The following is a 13,053-nucleotide window of genomic DNA, read 5'->3' as shown; positions in this document are numbered from 1 at the left end:
GTCCCCGGCCTTTTTTCTTCTTCTTGTCCTTGAACAAATCGTCGCGCGCCTTGGCGGCGTCCTCGGACAGCTGCACGACGAGCCGATCGGGCAGGCGCAGGTCGACGGCGACGATGTCGCGGGAGAACAGCCTGTCCTCCTTGTCGAGCCTGGACAGCATCGCAAGCGCGTTGCCGACGTCCTGTTCGGGCAGGCGGATGTCGAGGCCGTCCTTGAGCCTCAGGTTCCAGCGCCGCTCACCGACGAAGATCGCGGCCTTGGTAATGGAATTGACCTGCGGATAGCGCGCCAGCAAAGCGAGGAAATCGCGGGCCTGCGTCTCGGCGCCCTTGCCGACCACGAGCGGCAGCGACAGGAAGCGGCGCGAGACGTAGGGTTCGAGCACGGCGCCGTCATCGGCGATGACGGAGAGCCGGCCGGCCTCCTGCCACAGCGCGAACGCCTTGCGCTCGGTGAGCTCGATCATGAGCTGGCCCGGATAGAGCTTCAGCACGGTCGCATCCGCGATCCAGGGATTGGCCTTGAGCTTGTCGCGCACGGCGTCGGCGTCGAGAAACAGCAGCGAGGATCGGCCGCTGACGCCGCCGATCGCGAGGATCTCGTCCTGGCTGAGCTGCTTGCGACCGTTGATCACGACGGAGGTGATGCGGAAGCCGGCGGAATTGGCCAGCGCGTTGCGGGTGTCGTTGACCGCCGTGATGAAATCCTGGAGATGGCCGCCCTTGACGATACCGAAGCCGCAGCTTCCGATCAGGAGCAGCACCGTCATGCTGATCCCGACCCGGCGCGGCAGATAGCGCTCGACCAGCGCGACCAACCGCGGCGGCGGCTCGCGCTCGACGATGGCTTTGGCCCTGGTCTTTTCCTTGGCGGCAGCACGGGCGCCGAGAACTCTTCCTGACGCTTGTCCTGCACCCACTCGCGCAGAAGCACGACCGCTCCGATAGCGGCCGCCTTCAGGTCAGCTTGGGGCCTCAGCGATCTGAAAAGCGACCGAGTGAGGCTTCCTGCTCCATCCATTGCACGAGCTCGTCAACAGTTTGCCCGCGACATCGCGCGGGTCCTGGCGAACATGACGTCTCGGACTTGCCGGGCCGGGTGCTGGTCTTCAGCAGAAGAAAACCTCTCCCCTTCAGAGCGTTCGCTGGGGGTGACAACACCCGCAACGGTCCACGCGCCGGCAGCCAAAGCGTCATATGCGCCGCCAGCGTTAACCTTCGGACGTCCTGGTAAACAAAAGGTAAAGTTCGTTAACGACGTGAGCTTTTTGCCCAGGCCTGTGAGGCATTTATGCCGCAATATCCGGCATTTTACCGGTTTTGGGTTCCAAAACCGGCCGTTTCGCCAGTTCGGCCGTTAACCAGTCCTAATTATTTTCGCACACCGGCCACAGCGAGCTCGATCAGGCCGCGCAGGAAGTCGACGAACTCGATGCTCTCGGCCTTCAGCGCCTTGGGGTAGAGCGAGGACTTGGTCAGGCCGGGCAGCGTGTTGGTTTCGAGATAGACCAGCCCCTTGTCCGAGACGATGAAGTCCGAACGGGAATAGCCGGTACACGACATCGCCCGGTGCGCCAGCATCGCCTGGTGCTTCAGCGCGGCGGTGATTTCGGGTGCGAAACGGCCGGGACAGATCTCTTGGGTCGACTTCAAAAGATATTTCGCCGCGTAGTCGAAACTGCCCTCGCCCGGAATGATCTCGATCGGCGGCAGCGAGATGATCGAGCCGTCCGGCCGCTCCAGCACGCCGCAGGTCGCCTCGACGCCGGAGATGTAGGGCTCGATCACGTACTCTTCGTGCTTGGCCGCATTGCGAACGGCGACGAGATCCTGCTTGGCGTTGACGAAGATCAGGCCGTAGCTCGAGCCATCCCTGGCGGGCTTTGCGATCAGCCGGCCGTATTCGGCGAAGGCCTCGTCGATCTGGTCCAGCGCAATGTTGGCCGGCGGCGTCACGCCGCCGAGCGCGGCGAAATGCTTGGCCGCGATCTTGTCGAACGCGAGATGCGAGGAGGCCGAGCCCGATCCGGTGAACGGCACGCCGCGCGCTTCGCACATCACCTGCAATTCGCCGTTCTCGGCACGCCCGCCATGCAGGCCGAGCACCAGCACGCGGTCCTCCGCCCTGGCCTGGTCGAGCGCCTGCTCCAACGGAATGCCCGACGTGCCCGGCTTGAACTCGTCCTCGAACGGGCGGGCATGTTCGAGCAGCTGTTTGGACTGCACGACATGCACCTTGTCCTCGACGTCCCACCACCAGAGATCGGCCTCGGGCAGCGCCTGATGCAGCGCCTGGGCTGAGGCGACGGAAACCAGACGTTCGCGGTTGGAGCCGCCGAAGAGGATGGTGATGCGCATGTTCTCTCGTCGCTTGTCCAAATTAGCCGGGAATTCCGATCCGCTTGATTTCCCAGTGTAGCTCAATTCCGGAATTTGCCTTCACCCGTTCACGTACGGTCTCGCCCAGCGTCTCGATATCGTGCGCGGTGGCATTGCCCGTGTTGATCAGGAAATTGCAGTGCATCTCGGAGACTTCTGCACCGCCGACGCGCAAACCGCGGCAGCCGGCGGCATCGACCAGCTTCCAGGCGGAATGGCCGGGCGGATTCTTGAAGGTCGAGCCGCCGGTCTTTTCGCGGATCGGCTGCGCGGTCTCGCGATGGGTTTGCACTTCCGCCATGCGCGCGCGGATCGCCTCGGCATCCCTGAGCTCGCCGCAGAACCGCGCGGAGGTGAAGATGATGGAGGCATCGACGCCGCTGTTGCGGTAGACAAACTTCATGTCGGCATTGGAGAAGATGTGCTTCGTGCCGTCGCGCCCGACGCCACGCGCCTCGATCAACACGTCCTTGGTCTCGCCGCCATTGGCGCCCGCATTCATGCGCAGCGCGCCGCCGATCGTGCCGGGAATGCCGAAGTAAAATTCGAGCCCGCCGATATTGGCCGACGCGGCGACTTCCGCCACGCGCTTGTCGAGCGCGGCTGCGCCCGCGGTGACGACATCGCCGCTCGCGCTCGCCTCGCCAAAGGCGCGCGGCGCAAGCCGGATCACCACGCCCGCCATGCCGCCGTCGCGCACGATCAGGTTGGAGCCGACGCCGACGACATAGACGGGAATGTCGCTTGCGAGATGCGCGAGGAAATAAGAGAGATCGTCCTCATCCGTCGGCGTGAACAGCACCTGCGCGGGACCTCCGACGCGAAACCAGGTGAGCTCGGCGAGCGACTGGTTCGCCAGCAGCCGGCCGCGAAGATCGGGCATCACGGCTTTGAGGTCGGGTGTGATGTCGGGGAAGCTCACTGCGCTACCCCAGCGCCTTCAATTCGCCGGGCAAGGCATACGCCCATTGCGTGATGTTGCCGGCGCCCAGACACACGACGAGATCGCCGGACTTCGCCACGCCCTTGACGATGCCAGCGAGATCGGACGCCGCGGGCAGCGGGATCACCTCGCGGTGGCCGTGGGCGCGCAGGCCCGCGGCGAAATGGTCGCGATCGATGCCTTCGATCGGCGTCTCGCCCGCAGCATAGACCTCGGCGACGATCACCGCATCCGCATCGTTGAAGCAGGTGCAGAATTCCTCGAACAGCGACTGCAGGCGGGTGTAGCGATGCGGCTGCACCACCGCGACGATCTTACCGTTGGTGGATTCCCGCGCCGCCTTCAGCACCGCCGCGATCTCGACCGGATGATGGCCGTAGTCGTCGATGACGGTGACGCCGTTCCACTCGCCGGTCTTGGTGAAGCGGCGCTTGACGCCGCCGAAGCCGGCGATCGCCTTGCGGATCGCCTCGTCCGACACGCCGAGCTCGCGCGCGACCGCAATCGCGGCGGTCGCGTTGGAGGCATTGTGGCGCCCCGGCATCGGCAGCATGAGATCGGAGATCTCGTGCACGGCGCCCGTCTTGCGATCGCGGAAGGCAACCTTGAACTTCGATCCGCCGCCCGCCGGGGTCAGGTCGACGAAGCGCACATCGGCCTGCGGATTCTCACCATAGGTGATGATGCGTCGATCCTCGATCTTGCCGACAAGGGTTTGCACCACGGGATGATCGATGCACATCACGGCGAAGCCATAGAACGGCAGGTTCTCGACGAAATGGCGGAAGGCGTCCTGCACCGCCTCGAAGGTCTTGAAGTGATCGAGATGCTCGGGATCGACATTGGTGACGATCGCGACCTCGGTCGGCAGCTTCAGGAACGTGCCGTCGCTCTCGTCCGCTTCGACCACCATCCAGTCACCCGCACCGAGACGCGCATTGGAGCCGTAGGCATTGATGATGCCGCCGTTGATCACGGTGGGATCGAGGCCGCCGGCGTCGAGCAGCGTCGCGACCATCGTGGTCGTGGTGGTCTTGCCGTGGGTGCCGGCGATGGCGACGCAGCTCTTCAGCCGCATGAGCTCGGCCAGCATCTCGGCGCGGCGCACCACGGGGATGCGCCGTTCGCGCGCCGCCGTCAGTTCCGGATTGTCGCGCTTGATCGCGGTAGAAACCACGACGACCTCGGCCCCGTCGACGTTCTCCGCCTTGTGGCCGACCGAGACCCTCGCACCGTTCTTGCGCAGGCGGTCGAGATTGTAATTGTCGGAGGCGTCCGAACCCTGCACGGAATAGCCGAGATTGAGCAGCACCTCGGCGATTCCGCTCATGCCTATCCCGCCGATCCCGACGAAGTGGATAGGTCCGATCTCGCGCGGCAGTCTCATGGTGTATCCCGCAGTTCCCTTCGTCATGCCCGGGCTCGTCCCGGGCATCCACGAATCCTTACCACTTCTTGCAAGACGTGGATGGCCGGGACAAGCCCGGCCATGACGGCAAAAGTAGGAATTCCGGCCGATTTCGCGTCAGATTCCCGCGATTTTGGCCACCAGATCGGCCAGCCGCTCCGCTGCGTCGAGCCGGCCGGCGCCGCGGGCGGCCTGCGCCATGGCGGCAAGACGCGCGGGCTCGGCGGCGAAGGCGGAGATCTCGGCGGCGAGGCGATCGGAGGAAAACTCGGTCTGCGGAATGCGGATCGCACCGTCGACCTTGGCCAGCACGCCGGCATTGGCGAACTGGTCCTGGTCGATCGCGCCCGGCAGCGGCACCAGGATCGAGGGCCGCCCGATCGCGGCAAGTTCCGCCACGGTGCCGGCGCCTGAGCGCGACACCACCAGATGGTTGGAGGCCAGCCGTGCCGGAAGATCGGTGAAAAACGGCGCGAGCTCGGCCTTGATCTTCAGTCTGTCGTAGACCGCACGCACGCGCGCCATATCCTCGTCGCGCACCTGCTGGGTGAGGACGAGCCGGCTCCACAGCGCAGGCTCGAGGCGCTCGATCGCGCCCGGCACGATGTCGGCCATGATGCGCGCGCCCTGGCTGCCGCCGACGACGAGCAGGCGCAGCGGACCGTTCACTTCAGGCGCAGTATATGGCACGCCAGCTGCGGCGAGGATCGCCGGACGCATCGGCGTGCCGACCGTCGTGGTCTTGCCTGATAGCGCCGGATCGCGATCGAGCACGCCGGGCAACGACGTCGCGATGGCTTGGACGCGGCTCGACAGGAACCGGTTGGCGCGGCCGAGCACCGCATTGGCGTCATGGATGATGCCGGGCACGCCGGCGAATTTTGCGGCGACCAGCGGCGGCAGCGTCGGATAGCCGCCGAAGCCGACGACGGCGACCGGCTTCAGTCGCTTGATCAGGCTGTAGGCGGACAGCGTGCCGGCCGCGAGCGTCAGGCCGGCATAGGCGAGCTGCAGCGGATTGCGTCCGCGCGCAGTCTCGCTCGAGACGACGTCGATCATGTCCTTGGTGAACAGTCCGCTGTAGCGCAGCGCGCGCTCGTCCGTGACGAGGCGGACGCGGAAGCCGCGCCGGATCAGCTCGACGCCGAGCGCCTCGGCCGGAAACAGATGGCCGCCGGTGCCGCCCGCGGCGAGAAGAATCAGGGGGAGGTGTCCATGGTGGCGAGTTTTACAAGGACTCTTTCGTCATTGCGAGCGCAGCGAAGCAATCCAGACTGCCACCGCGGAGAGATTCTGGATTGCTTCGCTTCGCTCGCAATGACGAAAAACTATGCGTAGCTGCGCATCGCCTCGGCGTGGCCGCTCGCCTCGACTTCGGTGCGCGGGCGCAGCCGCGTCAGCGCGAGCATCATGCCGACACCATAGGCCAGCGACACGATCGAGGAGCCACCATAGGAGATGAAGGGCAGCGTCATGCCCTTGGCGGGGATGAGCTGGAGATTGACCGACATGTTGATGGCGGCCTGCACGCCGAACAGGATCGCCAAGCCCGAGGCCGCGAAGCGCGAGAACATGTCCTCGTTGGCATAGGCGCGCGACAGCGTCCGGATGACGACGAAAGCAAACAGTGCCAGCATCGCGAGGCACAGGATGATGCCGAACTCTTCGGCGGCAACCGCGAACACGAAATCGGTGTGGCTGTCGGGCAGGCTGCGCTTGGCGATGCCCTCGCCCGGTCCGAGGCCGAACCAGCCGCCATTGTAGAAGGCCTCCATGGCGGTATCGACCTGGAAGGTGTCGCCCGAGGCCGGATTCATGAAGCGCTTGATGCGGCCGGCGACGTGGGGAACAAAAAGATAGGCGCTGAACAGTCCGGCGGCGCCGAGGCCGGCGAGCCCGAACACCCAGATCATCCGCATGCCCGCGATGAAGAACAGCGAGCCCCACACCATCAGGATCAGCATGGTCTGGCCGAAGTCGGGCTCCATCACCAGCAGCGAGACCAGCATCAAGAGCAGCACCAGCGCCATCGAGGTCGCCGGCATTTCTGGCCGCCTAGTGGATTCCGCGAACAGCCAGGCGGCCATGACGACGAACGACGGTTTTGCGATCTCGGAGGCCTGGATATTGAGGCCGAGTAGCGTGATCCAGCGCCGCGAGCCCTTTACTTCGGGGCCGATCGCGAGCGTCAGCACGATCAGGACGATGCTGACCGCAAAGATGATCAGCGCCGAGCGACGGATCGCCCGCGGCGACAGGAAGGACACCCCGAGCAGCACGATGCAGGACGGCACCAGGAATAGCACGTGGCGGCTGAAGAAGTGGAAGGGATCGAGCCCGATGCGGGTCGCAACCGGCGGGCTCGCCGCCAGCGACAGGATCACGCCGGTCAGCATCAGCGCCAGGATGGCACCCATCAGCGGCTTGTCGACGGTCCACCACCACTCGGAAAAGGGGGTGCGTTCTTCACGGGAGAGCATGGCGGCCGCTTTCGGACAGAGGTCGGTCCATTGGTCGCCGAGGTTGGTTACCGGGGGGTTAAGGAAACGCGGATGATTGGAGATGAAGGCGAGCGCTTACCTCAAATGCCCGTCATGCCCCGCGAAAGCGGGGCATCCAGTATTCCAGAGACGTCGAGGGTTCATAACCACAGCCGCGGCGTACTGGATCACCCGGTCAAGCCGGGCGACGACAGCGGAGCAACAACCAGCAGCGTCCCTACACCACCGGCTTCATGCCCGGCAGCGCCTGCACCAGCTCGCGGAACCTGGTGCCGCGAATTTCGAAGTTGCGATACTGGTCGAAGGAGGCGCAGGCGGGCGACAGCAGGACGACCGCGTCAGCGATGCCTGACGCCTCCGCATCGCATGCGGCTTGCTCGACGGCGACGTCGAGGGTCTGGCTGATCTCGTGCGGCACCTTCGTGCCGAGCGTGCCCGAAAATTCCTGCGCGGCCTCGCCGATCAGATAGGCTTTTCGGATGCGCGGGAAGTAGCCGGTGAGGCCGGTGATTCCGCCGGCCTTCGGCTTGCCGCCCGCGATCCAGAAGATGTCCGAAAAGGACGACAGCGCATGCGCGGTGGCGTCGGCATTGGTGCCCTTGGAATCGTTGACGAACAGCACGTTGCCGCGGCGGCCGACCTGCTCCATGCGATGCGCAAGGCCGGGGAAGCTGCGCAGGCCGTTCTGCAAGACGTCGAGGCCGATGCCCATCGCGAGCGCGGCGGCTGCCGCGCACGCCGCGTTCTGCGCATTGTGCAAGCCGCGCAGAGAACCGATGCCGCCGAGCGCCGCGATTTCGCTGCGCGCGCCGCCCGAATTGCGCACGATATGGCCGTGCTCGACATGGATGCCGCTGGCCAGCGGATTCTTGACGGAGATCCGCACCACGTTCTTGCCGGCGCGATCGAGCCGGTCGGCGATATCGCGGCAAAAGCCGTCGTCGACGCCGACGATCGCGGTGCCGCCGGCCTGCACACCGGCAACGAGTCGCTCCTTCACCGCGGCGTAATGCGCGATGGTGCCGTGGCGATCGATGTGGTCTTCGCTGACATTGAGCAGAATGCCGACGGAGGGATCGAGTGAAGGCGTGAGGTCGATCTGATAGGACGACATCTCGATGACGTGGACGCGGCCCATGCCCGGCGGCTCCAGCGACAGGATCGCGGTGCCGATATTTCCGCCCATCTGGGTGTCATAGCCGGCGACCTTGGTGAGATGCGCGATCAAAGCCGTCGTCGTCGATTTGCCATTGGTGCCGGTGATGGCGACGAACGGCGCATCCGGCGCGTGCCGGCGCCTTTCGCGGCAGAACAGCTCGATGTCGCCGATCACCTCGATAGCGGCCTCGCGCGCCTTCAGCACGCTCCAATGCGGCACTGGGTGGGTCATCGGCACACCGGGCGCGAGCACCAGCGCGGCGAAATTCGCCCATGAGACGTTGCGCAAATCAGCCGTGATGAAGCCCGCTTGCGCGGCCTTGGCGACATTCTCGGCGCTGTCGTCGGCGGCGATCACCTCGGCGCCGCCCGCTTTCAACGCGTGACAGGAGGCGAGCCCCGAGCCGCCGAGGCCGAACACCGCGACCGTCTTGCCGGCAAAGGACGTGACGGGGATCATCGATCGTTCACCGCAGCTTCAGCGTGGATAGGCCGGCGAGCGCCAGCATCACCGAGATGATCCAGAACCGGATCACGATCTGGGGCTCGGTCCAGCCGAGTTGCTCGAAATGGTGATGGATCGGCGCCATCCGGAAGATGCGTTTTCCTGTCATCTTGAACGACACCACCTGCACGATGACGGAGACCGCCTCCAGCACGAACAGGCCGCCGATCACCGCGAGCACGATCTCGTGCTTCACCGCGACCGCGATCGCACCCAGCATGCCGCCGAGCGCGAGCGAGCCGGTGTCGCCCATGAAGATCGAGGCCGGCGGCGCGTTGAACCAGAGGAAGCCGAGGCCCGCGCCCAGCAGGGCGCCGCAGAGCACGGCGAGCTCGCCGGTGCCGGCGACATATTTGATCTGGAGATAGTCGGCGAACACCGCGTTGCCGGCGAGATAGGCGATCATCGCAAAGCTCGCGGTCGCGATCATCACCGGCACGATGGCAAGGCCGTCGAGACCGTCGGTCAGGTTCACCGCGTTGCCGGCGCCGACGATGACGAAGGCGCCGAACACGACGAAGAACCAGCCGAAATGCAGCACGGTGTCCTTCAGGAAAGGAATCGTCAGCGCGGTCGACGCGGGATCGCGGTTCAGCCGCACCAGCGCGTAGCAGGCCACCAGCGCGATCGCCGCCTCGATCAGCAGGCGAAGCTTGCTGCCGAACCCGGTCGTGGTCTGCTTCGTCACCTTGAGATAATCGTCATAGAAGCCGACGAAGCCGAAGCCAAGCGTCACCGCCAGCACGATCCAGACGTAAGGGTTGAGCGGATTGGCCCACAGCACCGTGCCGACCGTGAGACCGGACAGGATCATCAGCCCGCCCATGGTGGGCGTGCCTTTCTTGGCGAGATGCGATTGCGGACCATCGGCCCGGATCGGCTGGCCCTTGCCTTGCCGGATGCGCAGATGGTCGATGATCCAGGGTCCGAACAGGAATACGAACAGCGCGCCGGTGACGACGGCGCCGCCGGTGCGGAAGGTGATGTAGCGGAAGACGTTCAGGAAGGTGCGAACGGCACCGAAGCCCGGAAATGTGTTGGAGAGCTCGATCAGCCAGTAAAACATTCAGACGGTCCTATGGCGCCTTTGCACGCGCCTTGATCTTGGCCTTGTCAACCTGCCTCACGCGCATTCGCTGGTCTTCATCATCGGGTCGGGCGACCTCTAAAGAAAACGAACGGCTTCGCGCCGGAAAGGGGGATTCGGGAACAGCGCCTTCCAAGCAGTTTACGCCCTTGCCTGCAAGGCGGCCACTAGGCCCGGCACAAACTTGTTGACCCAGAACATCTTCTTGCTGCCCTTGACAACCACGACATCGCCTGCCCTCAGCAGATTTGCGACCTCGCCCGGCTTCAGCGTGACGGGGTCGTCGTGCCAACCGAGACCCTTGCCGGCTGGAAGCACCTCGAACAGGTGACGCATCAGGGGTCCGACGCAATAGACGCCGTCGATGCCGTCGAGATGCCTGGCGAGGTCGATGTGATAGGTTGGTGCGCCGTCGCCCAGCTCCAGCATGTCGCCGAGCACGGCAATGCGGCGGCCACCGGTCGTGTTGCGCGCCTGCAAGCTTTGCAGCGCGGCAGCCACGCTGGCCGGATTACCGTTGAAGCTGTCGTCGATCACGGTGACGCCACCGGCCGCCTGCTCGACGCCACGGCCGCTCATGATACCGACCCGGTCGAGCTTGATCGCAAGCGTCGCCACATCGAGGTTGGCCGCACGGATCGATGCGAGCGCGGCCAGCGCATTCTGAACGCGATGCGGCGCGCCCGGCGTCAGGCTGAACGCGATCTCCTTCTTGCCGAGCGCGGCCACGACCTGCCAGCTGTCGCCGTGCGGCGCGTGCGCGACTTCATGCACCTCGGCTTTCTCGCCGAAGCGTATGACCTTGCCCTTCCAGTCCGGCGCCTTGATCCCGGCGGGCAGCACCAGCACGCCTTCCGCGGGCAGGCCGAGTGCAATCGACACCTTCTCGCGACGGATGGCTTCGAGCGAGCCGAGCTTCTCCAGATGCACCGGCTGGACGTTGACGACGAGCGCCACCGTCGGCCGCGTCAGTTCGCTGAGCCGCGCGATTTCGCCCGCCTGGTTCATGCCCATCTCGACGACCCAGAGACTGGCATCGGGGCGCGCATTGCACAGCGTCAGCGGCACGCCCCAGAAATTATTGAAGCTCGACGGGCTGGCATAGGCATTGGGATAGGCCGCGAGGAATTCCTTGGTGCTGGTTTTGCCCGCACTGCCGGTGAGCCCGATCACCGGCCCGTTGAAGCGCGCGCGTGCCGCGCGCGCAAGGCCCCAGAGGCCGTCGATCAGCGTGTCCTTGACGACGATCTGGGGAATGCGGATGCCCGCGATCTCGTGCGGCACGATCATCGCGACCGCGCCCGAGGCTTCCGCCTTGTCCGCGAACTCCCAGCCGTCACGCGCGCTGGCGAAGGCCGAAATGAAGCCGCCGCTTGGCGTGCCGCTCAGCGCGACGAACAGGCTGCCCGGCTTCACCAGCCGGCTGTCCTGGGTGACAAAGTCGATCGGCGTGTCCGGGAACGATCCGGCGGCGCCCAGCGCGCGCGCCACTTCGGCCACCGTCCATATGGGCGCGCTCATGCAATCCTCGACGCTAATGCGGCGGCGACCGCCTCGTGATCACTGAAGGGCAAAACCTCTCCGCCGACGATCTGCCCGGTCTCGTGGCCCTTGCCGGCGATGAGCAGCGCATCGCCATCTTCCAATTCGGCGATCGCGGTGCGGATCGCCGCGGCCCGGTCGCCGATTTCGCGGGCGCCCTTGGCGGCGGCGAGAATTTCGGCGCGGATCGATTCCGGCTTCTCGCCGCGCGGATTGTCGTCGGTGACGATGATGCCGTCGGCGTTGCCGGCGGCGATCGCGCCCATGATCGGACGCTTGCCGGCATCGCGGTCGCCGCCGGCGCCGAACACGACGACCAGCCTGCGCCTGGCGTAGGGACGCAGCGCCTGCAGCGCCTTCGCCAGCGCATCGGGCTTGTGCGCATAGTCGACGAAGATCGGCGCACCGTTGCGCTCTCCGACGCGCTCTAACCGGCCCTTGGCGCCTTCGAGATGTTCGAGGCTCGCGAACACGTCCGCGGCGTCGCCGCCGGTGCCGATGGCGAGGCCAGCCGACACCAGCGCATTCTCGATCTGGAACTCGCCGACCAGCGGCAGCCGGATCGTATACCGCTTGCCGCGATGTTCGAGCGCGAGCACTTGCGAAAATCCTTCGACCTCCGCGCCGGCGAGACGAATGCCCTCGCCCGCCCCGTCGCCGTTGCGACCGACTGCCATCACGCGCAAGCCGCGCGAATTCGCAGCACTGATCGCCTCCGCCGAGCAATCATGATCGGCGGAGATCACGGCCGCGCCCCCCGGCGGGACAAGTTCGCGGAACAGCCTGAGCTTGGCCGCGAGATAATGCGCGACGGTCGGATGGTAATCCATGTGGTCGCGCGAGAGATTGGTGAAGCCGCCGGCGGACACGCGCACGCCGTCGAGGCGATATTGGTCGAGCCCGTGAGAAGAGGCCTCGAAGGCGAGATGCGTGACGCCCTCGCGCGCGATCTCGTCCAGCTGCCGGTGCAGCGCGATCGGATCGGGCGTCGTCAGCGAGCCGTAGACGGTACGTTTCGGCGAGACCAGGCCGATGGTTCCGATACTGGCGGAGGCGTGCCCGAGCCGTTCCCAGATCTGCCGGGTGAATGCGGCGACCGAGGTCTTGCCGCTGGTGCCGGTCACCGCCGCAATTGTCGCAGGCTGCGCGGGAAAAAATCTTGCCGCGGCTAGCGCCAGCGCGCGGCGCGGATTGGCAACTGTGATGAACGGCACCTTGCAGCCGTCAGGCGCATGGTCGCCGACGACCGCCACCGCGCCTGCGGCAATCGCGGCATCGATAAAGCGCGCACCGTCGGTCTTGCTGCCCGCAAGTGCGAAGAAGAGATCGTCTGGCTTGACCGCGCGGCTGTCGAGCGCAACGCCGGTCACGTCGAGCGCCGCGACCGCGGGCTCGATTGCGGCGTCATTGCCCTGAACGTCCTGATCGAGGAGGTCGCGCAGCTTCATGGTCTTCCAGTCGACATGCCGGACCGGATCGCCGAATCTGCAGGGAAATCCCGACTCAGCAGCGGCAACGGCCCACCCGGTTG

The 13,053-nt window shown here is 65.6% G+C and carries 9 protein-coding genes and 1 pseudogene; all 10 read right to left on the bottom strand.

Features of this window, described 5'->3' with window-relative positions; genetic code table 11:
- Positions 1-10: 10 nt before the first annotated feature.
- A pseudogene (locus AB3L03_RS26290) lies at positions 11-1,020 on the bottom strand (cell division protein FtsQ/DivIB); the annotation flags it as partial.
- 350 nt (positions 1,021-1,370) lie between these two features.
- On the bottom strand, positions 1,371-2,357 hold the full coding sequence (locus tag AB3L03_RS26285) for a D-alanine--D-alanine ligase (RefSeq protein WP_085349138.1): 987 nt from the start codon (positions 2,355-2,357) through the stop codon (positions 1,371-1,373).
- A gap of 22 nt (positions 2,358-2,379) precedes the next feature.
- Positions 2,380-3,300, bottom strand: a complete 921-nt coding sequence (gene murB, locus AB3L03_RS26280) for a UDP-N-acetylmuramate dehydrogenase (RefSeq protein ID WP_247294863.1) — start codon at positions 3,298-3,300, stop codon at positions 2,380-2,382.
- 4 nt (positions 3,301-3,304) lie between these two features.
- The gene (gene murC, locus AB3L03_RS26275; RefSeq protein WP_204513990.1) at positions 3,305-4,708 is read right to left on the bottom strand and encodes a UDP-N-acetylmuramate--L-alanine ligase; all 1,404 of its coding nucleotides are present in this window, start codon (positions 4,706-4,708) and stop codon (positions 3,305-3,307) included.
- A gap of 138 nt (positions 4,709-4,846) precedes the next feature.
- Complete coding sequence (gene murG / locus AB3L03_RS26270) at positions 4,847-5,932, bottom strand: undecaprenyldiphospho-muramoylpentapeptide beta-N-acetylglucosaminyltransferase (protein ID WP_368509076.1); 1,086 nt, start codon at positions 5,930-5,932, stop codon at positions 4,847-4,849.
- 125 nt (positions 5,933-6,057) lie between these two features.
- Positions 6,058-7,209, bottom strand: coding sequence for a putative lipid II flippase FtsW (gene ftsW / locus AB3L03_RS26265; protein WP_018454238.1), 1,152 nt, complete (start codon positions 7,207-7,209; stop codon positions 6,058-6,060).
- A 238-nt stretch (positions 7,210-7,447) separates the two neighbouring features.
- Positions 7,448-8,848, bottom strand: coding sequence for a UDP-N-acetylmuramoyl-L-alanine--D-glutamate ligase (gene murD / locus AB3L03_RS26260; RefSeq protein WP_018454237.1), 1,401 nt, complete (start codon positions 8,846-8,848; stop codon positions 7,448-7,450).
- Positions 8,849-8,855: 7 nt separating this feature from the next.
- Positions 8,856-9,959 (bottom strand): phospho-N-acetylmuramoyl-pentapeptide-transferase, encoded by a 1,104-nt coding sequence (gene mraY / locus AB3L03_RS26255; RefSeq protein ID WP_007600847.1) that lies wholly within the window; start codon positions 9,957-9,959, stop codon positions 8,856-8,858.
- Between the two features lie 162 nt (positions 9,960-10,121).
- Positions 10,122-11,501, bottom strand: a complete 1,380-nt coding sequence (gene murF, locus AB3L03_RS26250; RefSeq protein WP_368507244.1) for a UDP-N-acetylmuramoyl-tripeptide--D-alanyl-D-alanine ligase — start codon at positions 11,499-11,501, stop codon at positions 10,122-10,124.
- A complete protein-coding gene (locus AB3L03_RS26245) occupies positions 11,498-12,970 on the bottom strand; it encodes a UDP-N-acetylmuramoyl-L-alanyl-D-glutamate--2,6-diaminopimelate ligase (RefSeq protein ID WP_368507243.1) in 1,473 nt (490 codons plus the stop codon). The genes murF and AB3L03_RS26245 overlap by 4 nt, the downstream gene beginning before the upstream one ends.
- Between the last annotated feature and the right edge of the window lie 83 nt (positions 12,971-13,053).

Source organism: Bradyrhizobium lupini (assembly GCF_040939785.1).
In the GTDB taxonomy this organism is placed as follows: Bacteria; Pseudomonadota; Alphaproteobacteria; order Rhizobiales; family Xanthobacteraceae; genus Bradyrhizobium; species Bradyrhizobium canariense_D.
Note: the sequence above shows the minus strand (reverse complement) of the source record. Positions and strands in the feature narration are given on the sequence as shown.